The sequence below is a fragment of the Pseudarthrobacter sp. P1 genome (assembly GCF_050156935.1).
Classification (GTDB): Bacteria; Actinomycetota; Actinomycetes; order Actinomycetales; family Micrococcaceae; genus Specibacter.
Genome location: NZ_CP189584.1, coordinates 3,807,772 through 3,823,905 on the forward strand (window position 1 = coordinate 3,807,772; position 16,134 = coordinate 3,823,905).

At 69.5% G+C, this 16,134-nt stretch carries 13 protein-coding genes; 10 read left to right on the forward strand and 3 right to left on the reverse strand.

All coding sequences use genetic code 11. The features are described 5' to 3' along the window. Window positions 1-14: 14 nt before the first annotated feature. Window positions 15-833 carry a DUF2182 domain-containing protein gene (locus tag ACQCSX_RS17910; protein WP_427016583.1) on the reverse strand — a complete coding sequence of 273 codons (819 nt, stop codon included), beginning with the start codon at window positions 831-833 and terminating at the stop codon, window positions 15-17. Between the two features lie 281 nt (window positions 834-1,114). Between ACQCSX_RS17910 and ACQCSX_RS17915 the strand changes: the two genes are divergently transcribed. The 8 genes from ACQCSX_RS17915 (at window position 1,115) to ACQCSX_RS17950 (ending at window position 11,831) form a co-directional block, all read left to right on the forward strand. Further along, entirely contained in the window at window positions 1,115-3,145 is a 2,031-nt protein-coding gene (locus tag ACQCSX_RS17915) for a glycoside hydrolase domain-containing protein (RefSeq protein WP_427016584.1), read from the forward strand. Beyond that, window positions 3,037-4,107 (forward strand): glycoside hydrolase domain-containing protein, encoded by a 1,071-nt coding sequence (locus ACQCSX_RS17920; protein WP_427016585.1) that lies wholly within the window; start codon window positions 3,037-3,039, stop codon window positions 4,105-4,107. The genes ACQCSX_RS17915 and ACQCSX_RS17920 overlap by 109 nt, the downstream gene beginning before the upstream one ends. Next, entirely contained in the window at window positions 4,104-6,173 is a 2,070-nt protein-coding gene (locus ACQCSX_RS17925) for a DUF5107 domain-containing protein (protein ID WP_427016586.1), read from the forward strand. The genes ACQCSX_RS17920 and ACQCSX_RS17925 overlap by 4 nt, the downstream gene beginning before the upstream one ends. 143 nt (window positions 6,174-6,316) lie before the next feature. Beyond that, window positions 6,317-7,045 (forward strand): FadR/GntR family transcriptional regulator, encoded by a 729-nt coding sequence (locus tag ACQCSX_RS17930; RefSeq protein ID WP_427016587.1) that lies wholly within the window; start codon window positions 6,317-6,319, stop codon window positions 7,043-7,045. Further along, entirely contained in the window at window positions 7,032-8,096 is a 1,065-nt protein-coding gene (locus ACQCSX_RS17935; protein ID WP_427016588.1) for an asparaginase, read from the forward strand. Before ACQCSX_RS17930 ends, ACQCSX_RS17935 begins: the two co-directional genes overlap by 14 nt. Next, window positions 8,089-9,495, forward strand: coding sequence for an aspartate ammonia-lyase (locus ACQCSX_RS17940; RefSeq protein ID WP_427016589.1), 1,407 nt, complete (start codon window positions 8,089-8,091; stop codon window positions 9,493-9,495). Before ACQCSX_RS17935 ends, ACQCSX_RS17940 begins: the two co-directional genes overlap by 8 nt. A 49-nt stretch (window positions 9,496-9,544) precedes the next feature. Then, complete coding sequence (locus tag ACQCSX_RS17945) at window positions 9,545-11,074, forward strand: amino acid permease (RefSeq protein ID WP_427016590.1); 1,530 nt, start codon at window positions 9,545-9,547, stop codon at window positions 11,072-11,074. 79 nt (window positions 11,075-11,153) lie between these two features. Then, window positions 11,154-11,831, forward strand: coding sequence for an FMN reductase (locus ACQCSX_RS17950; RefSeq protein WP_427016591.1), 678 nt, complete (start codon window positions 11,154-11,156; stop codon window positions 11,829-11,831). Window positions 11,832-11,886: 55 nt separating this feature from the next. Here the strand turns inward: ACQCSX_RS17950 and ACQCSX_RS17955 are convergent, their stop codons facing one another. Next, the gene (locus ACQCSX_RS17955; RefSeq protein WP_427016592.1) at window positions 11,887-12,471 is read right to left on the reverse strand and encodes a TetR/AcrR family transcriptional regulator; all 585 of its coding nucleotides are present in this window, start codon (window positions 12,469-12,471) and stop codon (window positions 11,887-11,889) included. A 127-nt stretch (window positions 12,472-12,598) separates the two neighbouring features. Between ACQCSX_RS17955 and ACQCSX_RS17960 the strand changes: the two genes are divergently transcribed. After that, on the forward strand, window positions 12,599-14,260 hold the full coding sequence (locus ACQCSX_RS17960; RefSeq protein WP_427016593.1) for an MDR family MFS transporter: 1,662 nt from the start codon (window positions 12,599-12,601) through the stop codon (window positions 14,258-14,260). 9 nt (window positions 14,261-14,269) lie between these two features. On the opposite strand, the gene ACQCSX_RS17965 is transcribed toward ACQCSX_RS17960, so the two are convergent. After that, window positions 14,270-15,280, reverse strand: coding sequence for a hypothetical protein (locus ACQCSX_RS17965; protein WP_427016594.1), 1,011 nt, complete (start codon window positions 15,278-15,280; stop codon window positions 14,270-14,272). Window positions 15,281-15,372: 92 nt separating this feature from the next. Here ACQCSX_RS17965 and ACQCSX_RS17970 point away from each other — a divergent pair, with 92 nt between their 5' ends. Then, window positions 15,373-16,059, forward strand: coding sequence for a hypothetical protein (locus tag ACQCSX_RS17970; RefSeq protein WP_427016595.1), 687 nt, complete (start codon window positions 15,373-15,375; stop codon window positions 16,057-16,059). Window positions 16,060-16,134: the final 75 nt, after the last annotated feature.

Sequence of the window (16,134 nt, forward strand, 5' to 3'; positions counted from 1 at the left end):
TCCGCGCGGCCCGCCTACGGTGCCATGGCTGCCATGGCTGGCAGGGCCGCCGGTGCCAGGGCGACGCCGACGGCGATCGCGGCCAGCGCGAGCGCGACGGCGCGGTTGGCCAGCCGCTTCCATGGGAGCATCTTTTCGACGGCGATGAACGCCCCCACGACAGCCATCCAGCCGACGCTCATCACACCGAGCGCAAACAGGGCCACCATCAGCGCCCAGCAGCAGCCCACGCACCAGGCTCCATGCTCGACCCCCATCCGCAAGGCGCCGCCATACCCGTTGCGCATGCGGTGCAGGATGAAGTCCATCGGCGTCCGGCACTTCACCAGGCACACGTCCTTGGCAGGCGTGAGCTGGTAGAGGGCGGCCGCGAAAATCACCCCGGCGGCCAGGTAGCGGCCGCCTTGGTTGGGGGCCAGCGCGCCGGGAAAGAGCGACGCCGCCACCCCATAGAGGGCAAAGGACACGAGGCCATAGGCCGTCCAGGTGGCCACGTAGGCGGCCACGAACACGGCCGTGCCGCCCGCCGGCGCCTGCCGCCCCGACTCGCGGCGGTGCCGCAGGATCCGGGCGTAGGCGACGACCATGGGCGCCACGGAGGGAAACATCATCGCCGCCAGCATCACCACCCACGTCGTGGTGAAGAAGCCCAGGGACCCGGGGTCCGTCCAGCTCCCCATGTCCATGCCGTCCATCCGCGCGGCCGTGAACACCCAGCTCACGGCCGCGAGTGCCAGCAGCACGGCCACCAGAGCGGCCTCGCGCAGGTCAACCCCGGCCAGCGTGGCGCGCGGATGCGCACCGGCTGCCGGCGTCAGCTTCCTGCGCGGCACGGTCCACCGCCGGTCATTTCCCAAGACATTGGATTCTCCTTGCTGGCGCCCGCGCCCAAGCGACATGCGCCGTGGGCGCACGGGGAGATTCGCAGAAACGAGACGAATGCCCCGCTAATCCCGACGCTAAACCCGTGGTCCAGGGGAGTCAATGGATTCCGGCGGCGGGACGGTCGCGGAACCGAATGCGAGTGATTGTGATTCGTAATGATGCTTTGCAATCACAAAATTTCACGCAAGCATGGGTGGACCACTGTCGATCCACCTGGAGCTGATCTTCCATGCCGCACCCGGCAACCGCCACCAGTCCGCGCCTGCATCCCGACCTCGACTGCGGAACCGGGGAGTGGGACAAGCTCCTCTACGGCAACCACCGGATGGTGGTGGAAGCGCCGGACGCCGCAGCGGCCACGGTGGTGCTGCCGTGGCGCCGCCAGGATGCGGACCCCGCGTCGGTGGACGTGATTGTCACCTCCGCCGCCTCCGGCCGGCGCGTGCGCAACGTCGTTGCCGGAGCACGGACAGCGCAAAGCGGAGAGTTCACCTTTGAGCCCATTGACGGCGCCGGCAGCTACTACTTCCACTACCTGCCCTACGCCATGGGCGGCCACGCCCACTATCCGCAGGCCGCCTACCTGCCGCACCGGCCGACGGCGGATCCGGCTTGGGTGGACCGCAATGCCTCCAGCATCTGGGACCAGGAGGCCGCCGCGGGGAACTCGGTGCTGCCGCCGGCGGTGGCCATCCGCTACGAGGCCGCCAGCGAGTGGGATTCGTTCGCCCCGATGAACTTCACCGCCACCGCCGCCGAAATGGAAGCCCTGCACGGCGCCCACGAGGGGGAGCCGTTTCTGCTCTTCGCCGAGGACCGGCGGCATCCGATCTCGATGCGCCGGCAGCTGCCCGCGCACTGGGCCATCGGGGGCCCGTCCGCCGGGCTGGCGGACACGGCGCTGCCCGGCGAGGACTATGTGGTGCAGCTGGGCCTGTACGCCCGGGTGGACCTCGACGGCGTGGCCGTCACAGTGGACTCCGCCGATGCCACCGGCCACTGCCTGAACACCACCGGAACTGACCGGCTGGGCCGTCCCCTGTCCAAGTCATTGGCAGTGCCAGCCGGCGAGGTGCAGGCGCTGTACATCCCGCTGCATCTTCCCGCCGCCTCGGCCGGGACCACCGTCCGGGCCACCATCACCGTCTCGGCCGACGGCGTCCCGGGCTCCGCCGTCGAGGTTGAGCTGGCGGTCGCCGAGGTGCCGGACCCGGATATCCTGGCTGGCGGCTTTGGCGATCCGCGGCTGTTGCGCCGGCTGGCCTGGCTGGATTCCACGCTGGCCCAGGACCACGGGTTGGTGGCACCCTTCACCGCCGTCGAACTGACGCGCGAATCCCGCACGTTGGGCATTCTGGGCCGGACCATGGAACTGGCCCCCAATGGCCTGCCCGCCCAGCTCGGATCCACCTTCACCCCGGCTGTCACGGGCACCGACGGCCCGGAGCGGACCCTGCTGGCCGCCCCCATGGCCTTTCTGGAGGGCATCGCCTGGGAGCATTCGCCGCTGGAATTCACCGTCAACGGCCCGGCCTCCGTGGCCTGGACCTGCCGGTGGACCAGCCCGGACTCGCCGCTGGAACTGGTGCTGGAAGGGGAGCTGGAGGCCGACGGCGCCGCCGGCTTCTCGCTGCGGCTCGCCAACGCCGGCCCCGAGCACGTGCGGCTCGACGACGTCCGGCTGGCCCTGCCGCTGGAGTCCGCCGCGGTTCCCTATGCGATGGGGCTGGGCGTGCCCGGCGGGCTGCGTCCGCAGGAGCTGGACTGGCGGTGGAACGTGGCCGAGAAGAACCAGGACGCGCTCTGGCTCGGCGATGCCAACATCGGGATGCAATTGGCGCTGCGGGACGATTCCTACGAGCGGCCGCTGAACACCAACTTCTACACCCAAAAGCCCCTGCTGGAACCGCGCAGCTGGGCCAACCGGGCCGGTGGCGATGTCCGTGGCGGCATCAGCCTGCGCACTGTGGGCCAGACGGTGGAGCTGGAAGCCTTCAGCGGGCCGCGCAGCCTGGCGCCCGGCGGGCAGCTGGACTTCGGCTTCCGGCTGCTGCTGACGCCGTTCAAGCCGATCGAACCCGCCCGCCACCTGGCAATCGATACTTCCATGGTGCGGGGACGCCGGAGCAGATCAAGGAAGCCGGCGCCACGGTGGTCAACATCCACCACGCCACCGCGCTGGCCCCGTACATCAACGATCCGCTGCTCAGCGCTGACACGCTGGCGGCCTACACGGAGTCGGCACACGGGCTGGGTCTGAAGGTCAAGGTCTACAACACCGTCCGTGAGCTCACCGCGCACAGCCCCGAGGTGCTGCCCCTGCTCCAGCTGGGCGGGGAGATCTTCCCCGACGGTGCGCAGACCGGCGGCGCGGGTGCCGGCCACATCTGGCTCCAGGAGCATGCCCCGGCGGGCTACGTCTCGGCCTGGTACGCGCCCAATGTGGACGACATCGCCGTCGTCACCGCGGGGGAGTCGCGCTGGCAGAACGCCTACATCCACGGGCTGGACCAGCTTCTCCGGCGCACCGGGCTGGACGGCGTCTACCTGGATGACATTGCCTATGACCGGCACACCATGAAGCGCGTCCGCAAGGTGCTGGCGCGCCACTGTGCGCAGCCGGAGGTGGATATCCATTCGGCCAACCAGTTCAACGCCAAGGACGGGCTGGCCTCCTCGGCCAATCTGTACCTGGAACTGCTGCCCTACACGGACAGGCTGTGGCTGGGCGAGTACTTTGACTACGACGCCGCCAGCGCCGCCTACTGGCTGGTGGAGGTCTCCGGGATTCCCTTCGGGTTGATGGGGGAGATGCTTGAAGGCGGCGGCAACCCCTGGCGGGGCATGGTCTTCGCCATGACGGGGCGCGCCCCGCGGGTGGACAACCGGCCGCTGTGGGACTTCTGGGCCAACCACCGCCTGGCCGAGGCGGACATGGTGGGTTGGTGGGCGGCCAACGCCCCGGTGCGGACCAGCCACCCTGAGGTGCTGGCCACCAGCTGGCTGACCCCTGCCGGGCTCGTGGTGGCGCTTGCCAGCTGGGCCGGCACAGAGGTGGATGTGCAGCTGGAGTTCTCTCCGGGCTACGCGCAACTGGCCAGCGCCGAAAGGGATGCCCCGCCCATACACGACTTCCAGGCTGGCCGGCGCTATGCTCCAAAGGAGCACATCACTGTTCGGCCGCAGCGCGGATTGCTGCTAGTGATTGGAACCTCCGCATGAACAATGCCACAGCCCCCGCCACGAGCCTTGCAGGGACCTCCACGCTGAGCGTGGAACGGCGGACCCTGGCGATGGCCGGGCTCGGCGCCGAATCCCCGCTTCCCGCCGTGGAGCCCCTGCTCGAGCCGCCCTACCGGGTGGGAGGGGACATCCCGCCGCAGATCGTTGCCGGGGCCCGCTACGGCAAGGCCCGCAACATCTACCCGTACCAGCTCCAGGATGCCTACGGCCGGGCCACCCGTCCCACCGAGCTCACCGCCGTCGTGCTGGAAAACAGCAGGATCAGGGCGGTGTTCCTGCCCGAGCTGGGCGGGCGGCTCTGGGAGCTGGTGGACAAGGCCAGCGGCAAGGAGCTGCTGCACACCCAGGACAGGATCCAGTTCGCCAACCTGGCCCTGCGCAACGCCTGGTTCGCCGGTGGGATCGAGTACAACATCGGCACGCGCGGCCATTCGCCCACCACCTGCACACCCCTGCACACGGCCGTGGTGACGACGCCTCAGGGGCAGCAGGTGCTGCGGATGTGGGAGTTCGACAGGCTCCGCGAGGTGGTCTTCCAGATCGACGCCTGGCTGCCGGCGGACTCGCCCGTGGTCTTCGTGGCCGTGCGCATCCGCAACCCCAACGCCGCGGAGGTGCCCATGTACTGGTGGACCAACGCCGCCGTCCCGCAGACGCCCGGCAGCCGCGTGGTCGCGCCCGCACGGGAGGCGTACGCCACCGACTACGACGGCAGCATGACGCGCGTCCGCCCGACGTCGTTCCATGGGCTCGACGCCAGCTGGCCGATGCGCAACAAGGCCGCCGCCGACTTCTTCTTCGACCTGCACCAGGAGCAGCGCCGCTGGATCGCCATGGCCGACGCCGACGGCGACGGGCTGGCACTGGTGTCCTCGGACCGGCTGCGTGGACGCAAGCTCTTTGTCTGGGGCGAGAGCGTGGGCGGGCACCGCTGGCAGGACTGGCTCAGCCCGGAGGGTGGCAGGTACGCCGAGATCCAGGCGGGCCTGGCCCAGACCCAGTTTGAGCATGTGCCGATGCCCGCTGAAGCCAGCTGGCAGTGGGTGGAGGCCTACGGCAATGCCGCCCTGGATCCCGCCGCGGCGCATTCGCCGGACTGGGACGCGGCAGTGGCCCACGGCGAGGAGCGGGTGGCAGCATTGGTGGACGCACGCACCGTGGAGCGGGCACTGGCCGACGCCGGCCGCTGGGCGGACGTGGCACCCGGGCCGCTGCTGGTGGCAGGCAGCGGGTGGGGCGCGCTGGAGACCATCCGCCGCGAGGCCGCAGCGACGACCTGGATCAACACCACCGGGACGCCCTTTGCGCCGGAGACCATGACGGAGCTGCAGCGGCCTTGGGCCGGCCTGCTCCAGGCGGAGACCGCGGAGGAGCATTTCACCGGCGCTGCGAGCTACGTCCGCGGCAAGGACTGGGTCAGGGCGCTGATGGCCCCGGAGTGGCTGGCCGATGCTCCCGTGGAGCCCAGCGCGGAGGCCGTCTTCCACCTCGCCGTGATGGCGCACGCGGCCGGCGACGTCGGCTGGGCGGCCGCCACCTACCGGCACGCCCTCGAGGGTGCCACCTCGCGCACCGATGCCGCCGCCCGGCTCTCCGGACCCAGCCGGGCGCTGGCCCTGCGCGGGCTGGGCCTGGCCCTGCTCTCGCTCGCCGATGGCGGGGACGAGGAGGGCAGCGGCGCCGTGGATGAGGAACCAACTGTCGACGGCGGCCTGGCCCTGCTGCGCGAGGGCTGTGCGGCGGAGCCGGGCAACCGCTGGCTGCTGGCGGAGGCCATGGCTGAACACATCGCGCGCTCGCAGGCGCCCGGTGCCTTGGAGCTGGTGGCCGGTGCCCCCGCGGCGGTGGCCGAGCTGGGCCGGATCCGGTTCCTGGCGGCGCTGGCCCATGCGCGGTCCGGGGCTCCGGAGCGGGCGGCATCGATGCTGCGCGCCGGGCTCGAGGTGCCTGACCTGCGCGAGGGGGAGAACTCCATCACCGAGCTCTGGAAGGAAGTCTGCCCCGGCGAGCCCGTCCCGCCGCAGTACCAGTTCAGCATGCACTGATTCCCGCCCCCGCCCCCGCGAACCGTCACTTGTGGCCAATCCGGACGCCCCGGACTGCCCACAAGTGACGGTTCGCGCATGGGCGGGGAGGCCTGGCGCCGGATGCATTGACAGCCACTGTGAGCCATGACATAGTTCTTTCCGTGAACCTGTCAGACAGCTGGACAGCCCAGCATGCCCCGATCCAACGCGTCAGCGCGGCCGAAGCGGTGCTGGACTCGCTCCGCTCCGCCATCGAGGGAGGGCACATCCCCGTGGGCGGGAAGCTGGCCGCCGAGACCGCCCTCGCCGCCCAATACGGGGTGAGCCGGTCGGTGCTGCGCGAGGCGCTGCGCTCCTGCCAGGCCCTCGGGCTGACGGAAACCAAGACGGGCAAGGGCACCTTTGTGGTCTCCGACCGCGCCTCCGGCGACCTTGCCCTGGGCCGGTTCTCCGCCCGGGCCTTGATGGAGGCACGCCCGCACATCGAGGTCCCGGCCGCGGAGTTGGCCGCCACGCGCCGCACCGGCGAGGACCTCGATTCGCTGCACGGCATCCTGGACGCCATGGTCCACGAGGACGATCCGCAGCTGTGGGTGGCCCTGGACGCCTCCTTCCACGCCGCCGTTGCCCGTGCCAGCGGCAACGAGGTCTTTGAACGGGTGCTTGCGGACATCCGCGACGGGCTGGCCAGCCAGTCCGAAACCATCAACCTGATGACGGGCCGCCAGCACTATTCCGACAAGGAGCATCTGGCGATCCTGGCCGCCATTGAGGGCGGCGACGCTGCCGCCGCTGCCACGGCCATGGGGGAGCATCTGGGCCAGGTGGCCCACGCGCTGGCAGAGATTTTTGGAACCAACGAAAGGAAGGCCGCGCATGCCCGGCACTGACGCCGCAGGACCCGGCACCACCACCCACCCGGCCGCCGCCTGGCTCGACGGTGCACTGCGGGTGCCCCGGCATGTGCCGCTGGTGGCGCAGGTGCGCTCGGGGATGGTGGAAAGCGTCCACTACGGCTCCTACATTGCCGTGGACGCCGACGGCGGAACCCTGCGCTCGGCCGGCGACCCCGGTGCGCTGTACTACCCCCGGTCCTCGCTCAAGCCGCTGCAGGCGGTGTCCATGCTGCGCGCGGGCCTGGACCTGCCGGCGCCGCTGCTGGCCCTGGCAGCCGCCAGCCACTCCGGCGCCGCCGTCCACGTGGACGGCGCCCAGGAGATCCTGGCCCGGCACGGGCTGGATGCCTCCGCCATGGCCAACCAGCCGGATCTGCCCTATGGTACGGCCGAGCGCGAGGCCTGGCTGCGGGCCGGCGGCGTGCCCACCGTGCTGGCGCAGAACTGCTCCGGCAAGCACGCCGCGATGCTGGCCACCTGTGCGCTCAACGGCTGGCCGCTGGCCGGCTACCTGGAACCGCACCATCCACTCCAGCGCCTGGTCCACGACGTCGTCGAGGAGCTGGCGGGGGAGCGCCTCACCCATGCCAGCACCGACGGCTGCGGCACCCCCGTCTACGCCGTGACGCTGGCCGGCATGGCCCGCGCCTACGCCGCCATCGCCGGCGCGGCCCCCGGCAGCGCCGAGGCGCGCGTGGCGGCGGCCATGGCCTCGTTCCCGGAGAATGTGGCCGGCGAGGGCCGCGACGTTACGGCCCTGATGCGGGCCGTCCCGGGGCTGCTGGCCAAGGACGGTTTCGAGGGCATCCAGGCCGTGGGCCTGCCCGACGGGCGGGCGCTGGTGGTCAAGATCGCCGACGGCGGGGACAGGGCGCGCATGCCCATCACGCTGGAACTGCTGCGCCGGCTGGGCGTGGACGCCGCGGCGCTGGCGGGGATCGCCACGGCGCCCGTCCTGGGCGGCGGACATCCCGTGGGAGCACTGGTGGTGCTCCCACACACCAACGGACCAACGGCACACCTGGGCGAGGAGCACCATGACTGAGACCGCGACGCGGCGCGAACACGATCTGCTGGGGGACAGGGATGTCCCGGCGGACGCCTATTGGGGCGTCCACACGCTGCGGGCGGTGGAGAACTTCCCCATCACCGGGCAGCAGCTCTCCAGCAACACCAACCTCATCCGCGGCCTGGCCATGGTGAAGATGGCCGCCGCCTTGTCCAACCAGGAGCTCGGACTGCTCGATCCCGTCCGCGGCGGGGCCATCGTGGCCGCCTGCCAGGAGATCATGGACGGCAAGCTGCACGGAGAGTTCGTGGTGGACGTGATCCAGGGCGGTGCCGGGACCTCCTCGAACATGAACGCCAACGAGGTCATTGCCAACCGTGCGCTGGAAATCCTCGGCCATGCCAAGGGCGACTACGGGCACCTGCACCCGAACGACCATGTGAACCTGAGCCAGTCCACCAACGACGTCTACCCGACGGCGGCCAAGGTGGGCACCATCTTTGCCGTCCAGGCGCTGGGGGCCGCGATGGCCGTGCTGGCCGAGGCCTTCGCCGCCAAGTCCACCGAATTCCGCGATGTCGTGAAGATGGGCCGCACCCAGCTCCAGGACGCCGTGCCCATGACCCTGGGCCAGGAATTCGGCACCTACGCCGTCATGATCGGCGAGGACCGGGCACGCCTGGCGGAGGCCGCGCAGCTGGTCCACGAAATCAACCTGGGCGCCACGGCGATCGGCACCGGGCTCAACGCCCCGGCCGGCTACGCGCAGGTGGCCTGCCGCCACCTGGCCCAGATCAGCGGCCTGCCGCTGGTGACGGCCCTGGACCTGATCGAGGCCACCCAGGACGTGGGCTCGTTCGTCCAGCTCTCCGGCGTGCTCAAGCGCATCGCCGTGAAGCTGTCCAAGATCTGCAACGATCTGCGCCTGCTATCCTCCGGCCCGCGGGCCGGCTGGGCGAAATCAATCAACCTGCCGCCCGTCCAGTCCGGGTCATCGATCATGCCCGGCAAGGTCAACCCGGTCATCCCGGAGGTGGTGAACCAGGTGGCCTACGAGGTGATCGGCAACGACGTCACCATCACCATGGCCGCCGAGGGCGGGCAGCTGCAGCTCAACGCCTTTGAACCGATCATCGTGCACTCCCTCACGGGCAGCATCCTCCACCTCGAGGCGGCCTGCCTGACACTGGCGGAGCGCTGCGTCCGCGGCATCACGGCCAACGTCGAGAAGCTGCGCCTGAGCGTGGGGCAGTCCATCGGGCTGGCCACGGCGCTCAACCCGCGGCTGGGCTACGCCGCGGCCACGGCCATTGCACTTCAGGCCCAGCAGACGGGCCGCGGCGTGGCCGAACTGGTGCTCGAGCACAGCCTGCTCAGCCCCGAGGAACTCAACGAACTGCTTTCGCCCGAACGTCTGGCAAATCTCTCCGACTAAGGCCCGGTGGCGCAAGGGGGCGCCAGTGGGCCAGTTGAAAGGAACCACCATGCAGCACCCGTCACAACCCGAGACTTCCGACCTGGTCCAGGACATCCCTGACCCGTCCCTGACCGCCGAGGATGCCGGCTACCACAAGGGCCTCAAGGCCCGGCAGATCCAGATGATTGCCATTGGCGGGGCCATCGGCACGGGCCTGTTCATGGGCGCCGGCGGCCGGCTGGCCACCGCCGGGCCCGGCCTGGTGCTCAGCTACGCGCTCTGCGGCTTCTTTGCCTTCCTGATCCTGCGGGCCCTGGGCGAGCTGGTGCTGCACCGCCCGTCGTCGGGCTCCTTTGTCTCCTATGCCCGCGAGTTCTTCGGCGAGAAGGCGGCGTTCGTCTCCGGCTGGCTGTACTGGCTGAACTGGGCCATGACGGCCATCGTGGACATCACCGCCATTGCCCTCTATATGCACTTCTTCGCCAAATACGTGCCTTGGATCGGTTCCGTGCCGCAGTGGGTGTGGGCCCTGGCGGCCCTGCTGGTGGTACTGGGGCTGAACCTGGTCTCGGTGAAGGTGTTCGGCGAGATGGAATTCTGGTTCGCCCTGATCAAGGTGGTGGCGCTGGTGGCCTTCCTCGCCATCGGGCTGTTCTTTGTCATTTTTGGCACCCCGGTGCCCGGCCAGCAGGTGGGCTTCAGCCTCCTTGCCGACCACGGCGGCATCCTCCCCAACGGGCTGCTGCCCGTGGTGCTGGTGATGCAGGGCGTCGTGTTCGCCTACGCTTCCATCGAGCTCATCGGCACCGCGGCCGGCGAGACGGAGAACCCGGAAAAGATCATGCCCAAGGCGATCAACACGGTGGTCATCCGGATCGGCGTCTTCTACGTCGGCTCGCTGATCCTGCTCTCGCTGCTGCTGCCGTACACCGCGTACAAGGCCGGGGAGAGCCCGTTCGTGACGTTCTTTGGCTCCATCGGGGTCGATGGCGTGGACGCCATCATGAACCTGGTGGTCCTCACCGCCGCGATGTCCTCGCTGAACGCCGGGCTCTATTCCACCGGACGCATCCTGCGCTCCATGGCCATGTCCGGCTCGGCGCCGAGGTTTGCCGCCCGGATGAACAAGAACGGCGTCCCTTACGGCGGCATCGCCCTGACTGCCAGCGTCGCCGTGCTTGGTGTGGTGCTGAACGCGGTGCTGCCGGCCAGTGCCTTCGAGATTGTGCTCAACGTGGCCTCGCTGGGCATCATCAGCTCCTGGGGCACCATCGTGCTCTGCCAGCTGGCGCTGCACCGGCTGGCCAAGAAGGGCCTGCTGGTGCGCCCGGCGTTCCGGATGTTCGGCGCCCCCTACACCGGCTACCTGACGCTGGTCTTCCTGGTGAGCGTGCTGGTCCTGATGGCCTTCGATGCCCCGGTGGGCACCTGGACCGTGGGGTCCATCGTGGTCATCGTGCCGCTGCTGATGCTCGGCTGGAAGCTGTCCAAGCACCGGATCCTGGAGATCGCGCACGGCCGCGAGGGCTTCACCGGCCCGCATCCGGTCATTGCGCACCACTCGCTGGGCGCCGGCGCAGCGTCCACGAAGGACTAGGGAATATTCGGGCAGACCCGCGGGTTGGAGTGTATAGATGCAAACGCATGAATACATGCCACCTCGTAGGGAGCCCACAATGCAGCGCAAGATCCTGGTAGTTTCGGCCGGACTCGGCGTTCCGTCGTCCACGCGCATGCTGGCCGACCAGCTGGCCCTTGCCACCAAGGGCCAGCTGGAACAGCTCGGCACCACGGTGGAGATCGACGTCGTCGAACTGCGCGACTACGCGGGGGAGATTGCGAACAACCTGGTCACCGGCTATGCCGGCCCGGCGCTGGCGGACGTCATTGCGCGCCTGGCCGACGCCGATGCCCTGATTGCCGTCACGCCCACCTTCAGCGCCTCCTACAGCGGCCTGTTCAAATCCTTCTTCGACGTGCTGGACCCCAAGATGCTCGACGGCATGCCCGTGCTCTTCGGTGCCACCGGCGGCTCGTCCCGGCACTCGCTGGTCCTGGAGATGGCCATCCGCCCGCTCTTCAGCTACCTGCGCGCCCGCACCATGCCCACCGGCGTCTATGCCTCGCCGGAGGACTGGGGCCAGGGCGAGGCCGGCACGGGCGGCCTTGACCGCCGGATCGCCCAGGCCGCGGGGGAGCTGGCCACCGCCATCGCCCCAGGCCGGACTGCCGGGACGCCCGACGGCGGCGCCGCCGGGGTGCCCGACCACAAGGCCAAGCGCAGCGCGCGCGAGGCCGAAAAGATGGAGTCGCTGCCGTTCGAGCAGCTGCTGGCACAGATCACCGGGCGTTAGGCAGCGCGGGCGTTGGGCGCACCGCGCCCCCGGGCTCCAACCGGGGGGCGTGCGCTCAGTTTTCCAGGATGCCGGCGGGCAGCATCGAGAGGGCGATCCGCCGGGCCGCATCAAGGATTTCCACGTCCGTGGCCTCCACGCCTTCGGAGACCATGCCGACCATCGTGACGGACATGAGCGCCATCTTGACGCGGAGCCTGTCTTCGACGCTGGCATTGGGCGGTGTGATGAGCCCGGTCAGGATGTCCACCTGGCCGGACATGCCCGCCTTGTCCGGGCGGATGCCGTGGATCAGCGCCTTGTTGGCCATCATGAAGCGGAACATCGCCACCCCGTGCGCCTGGAGAATGACGCCCCAGCGCTCCAGGATGTCCCGGCGCAGGGCCGGCGTGACCTCCTGGTCCGCGGCCCATTGGGCCAGCGCGGTGATCTGGTCCATGGTGGACTCCACCACGGCCCGGACAATGTCTTCCTTGCTGCTGAAGTGGTAGTAGAGCGCGGCCTTGGTGATGTTCAGCTGTTCGGCAATCTCGCGCATGGACGTGGCCTCGTAGCCGCGCCCGGCAAACAGCTCCAACGCCACCAGCGGGATCCGCTCCTTGGTGCTCAGGCCCGCCGTGTGGCCCTGCGTGACGCTCATGGTGGCTCGTTCTTTCCGCAAGTCAAATAGGTGGTTCCAGCATACCCGATTGCTTACTTACCGGTAGGTAAGTAGACTGCTAACCGATCGGTAAGTGCTCTGAACAACCATTCCCGGAAAGACTCCCATGACAAGCAATGCACCACAGCCGCCGGCGCAGGCGGCCCCCGACGTGGACAAGCGCAGCATCCTGCTGGTGTTTGCCGGCCTGTTGGTGGCCATGCTGCTGGCCTCGCTGGACCAGACCATCTTCAGCACCGCCCTGCCCACCATCGTGGGCGAGCTCAACGGCGTCGAGCACATGCTCTGGGTGACGACGTCGTACATCCTGGCCGCCACCATCATGCTGCCCATCTACGGCAAGCTCGGCGACCTGATCGGCCGCAAGGGCCTGTTCATCTTTGCCATCAGCATCTTCCTGGTGGGCTCCGTCATCGGCGGCCTGTCCCAGAACATGACCGAGCTGATCATCGGCCGCGCGGTCCAGGGGCTGGGCGGCGGCGGGCTGATGCTGCTCTCGCAGGCCATCATTGCCGACGTCATTCCGGCCCGGCAGCGCGGGAAGTACATGGGCGTCATGGGTGGCGTCTTCGCGCTGTCCTCGGTGGCCGGCCCGCTGCTGGGCGGCTGGTTCACCGAGAGCATCGGCTGGCGCTGGGCCTTCTGGATGAACCTGCCGCTGGGCGCACTGGCCATCCTGGCCGCCGTGCTCTTCCTGCACCTGCCCCAGGGCACCAACGCCAAACCGCGGCTGGACATCGCGGGCATGGGCCTGCTGGCCATCGCCACCACCGCCCTGGTGCTGTTCACCACCTGGGGCGGCACCCAGTACGCCTGGGATTCGGTGCAGATCATCGCGCTGATTGCCGGCACCATTGTGGCGGGCGTGCTCTTCGTCCTGGTGGAGCGCCGGGCCGCCGAGCCGATCATGCCGCTGCATCTGTTCAAGGACCGCAACTTCAACCTGGCCACGCTGGCCGGACTGATCACCGGTGTGGCCATGTTCGGCGCCATCGGCTACCTGCCCACCTACCTGCAGATGGTCACGGGCGTCAACGCCACCCTGGCCGGATTCATGATGATCCCGATGATGGCGGCCCTGCTGGTCACCTCCATCGTCTCGGGCATCCTGGTGAGCCGGACCGGGCGGTACAAGTGGCTGCCCATCACCGGCACCACCATCGTGGCCGGCGCCCTGGCGCTGCTGTCCACGATGACCCCCGACACCCCCGTCTGGATCCTCTGCTCATACCTGGCGCTGATGGGCCTGGGGCTGGGCATGACCATGCAGATCTTCATCCTGATCGTGCAGAATTCCTTCCCCATCACCCAGGTGGGCACGGCCACCGCCGGCAACAACTTCTTCCGCCAGGTGGGCGCATCGCTGGGCTCGGCCATCGTGGGCTCCCTGTTTGTCTCGCGGCTGACCACGCTGCTGGCCGAGCGGCTGCCGCAGACCCCGGGGGCGCCGTCGTCGGGCGGGTTGAACTCGCTCACGCCGTCCCTGGTGAAGGCCATGCCCGACGCCGTGCGGATGCCCATCATCTCCTCCTACAACGACGCCCTGGTGCCGGTGTTCCTGTACATGGTGCCGCTGGTGCTCATCGCCGTCGTGCTCCTGTGCTTCCTGGTGGAGAAGCCGCTGGCCACGCGCATTGAGCGGGACATCCTGCCCGAGTCCATCGCCGAGGGTGAGCTGCTCATCACCGGCGGCCTGGAGGCCGTGGGCCCGGACGGTGCGCCCATCACGGACGACGGCGGGTCCCCGGCCACCAGGCGTACAGCCTAGAAATACCGCCTAGAAATACCGCCGGCGCGGCTGCGGGATGCCCGGCAGGGGGGCCAGGGCATCCTGCAGCACGCGCAGGGCCGTGCTGTAGGTCTCGGAGTTGAACTCGGGGCTGGCATGGCCGGTGTGCGGCACATCGTATTGGAAGGCCGTGTTGGCCGGCAGCAGCACCCGCCAGCCGCGGATCGCGGCGGCCGCGTCCACGATGAAGTCCTCGGGATCGTAGAGCAGCCCGACCTCTGTCGCGGGGGAGACCCCGCCGTCGAACTGGGCCGGGAAGGCCTGCAGGAAGGTGGCCTGGGTGGTGGCCAGGATCAGCGAACTGTGCGTCGGGTCCAGCTGCTGGGCCACGCCGGAGCGCGCCGCCTGGTACATGTCCTCCCCGTTCGGGTTGGCCAGCCCGCTCCACACCCCGGCGGCCAGCCGGCCCACCACGCCCATGTAGGGCACCACCACCCCGGCGAGGGCGATGTATTCCTTGCCCGGATCCTTCACCTGGGCCACATTGCTGGGGGCAGAGGCCAGCACCATCATCCGCACATGGATGCCATTCTGCTCCAGCAGCGGGGCCAGCACCGCTGCCACCATCCCGCCAAAGCTGTCGCCGTAGAGGTAGGCGGTGGTGATCTTGCGGGCGTAGGCATCGGCCCGGATGGCAATGAAGAGCTGGGCTACGTCGATGCCCTCGTTGGAATAGCCGATGTACGACGCCGGCGCCCGCTCGTTCATCGCCCCCTGCAGGGCCGCAAGCTTCCGCGCCGCGGTCCGGTTGGACACCCGGAAGCCGCCCAGCAGGTACCAGGCCGAGCCGGGATGCCGCGCGGCGGCGGCGTCGTTGCCCGGGTTCGGCGGCGTGACCACCTTGAAGGACTTGTCCTCGGTGAGCTGGTAGTCGGCGGCGATGTTGGCCCGGAAGGCTGTCACCACGGCCGCGGCGCCAAGGGCCATCAGCAGTCGGCGGCGGCCGATGTCTGCGATCTGGTGCTTGCTGGCCCGGCGCGGGCCCGGTGTGGTGTTCATGGAAACCTCTAGAGCGATTCTTGCACAGTCCCGGCCCGTCGGTGCGGCGCGGTTGCGTTGAGCCGGGGCGGAGGTGGTGCGACGATGGGTGGGTGCAGCCCTTCTTCGATTTCCTGTCCCATTATTGGTGGTTGGTCTTTCCGCTGGCCGGCATTGCCGGCGGCTGGGGGCGGGCCTGGTCCAAGGCCGCCGAGCGCCGCCACCAGCGCAGGCTGGAGCTGCTGGCGGTCCGCAACCAGCTGGCCGGCGTGCAGCAGCAGGCCGACGCGGTGGACTCGGCCAAGGTGGCGGAGGTCCAGGCCCTGGTGGACCGGCACGACGGCGTCAACGCCCGCTGGCTGGACTACGAGCTGGACGTGGCCAAGCTGATCGACTTCCCGATGATGACTGACGTCCGCCAGCCGCTGACGGTGGCCTTCCTGCGGGCCAAGCGCGACGCCGATGCCCTCCGCCCGGACGATCCCGCACAGATGTCCACGCGGGCCAGGCTGGACGAATACCGCTCGGCCGTGAACGCCTATGACGTGGCCTTCGACGTCGCCGAACGCGAGGCCCGCCGCGTCAAGGACAGCGCCTACAACGAGCCCGAGCGCGCCCGGCTGGCCACCGCCCGCACCCTGGCCGCCCTGGCCGGGGACGACGGCGCCACCCCCGCCGAGCGGTCCACCGCCTACCAGCGGCTCAAGCGCGAGCTGGACGGAGTGCTGGTGCTCCCCGATGCCAGCGTCGCGGCCCTGGAGGAAAAGGTTGCCAAAATGCTGGGCACCGGCACCGCCTAAGGTTTCAGCCACCGCCGTGCCTGGTCTCGACAGGCTCGACCACCGGTCTCGGTGATCTTCCCTCGGATTGCCTGT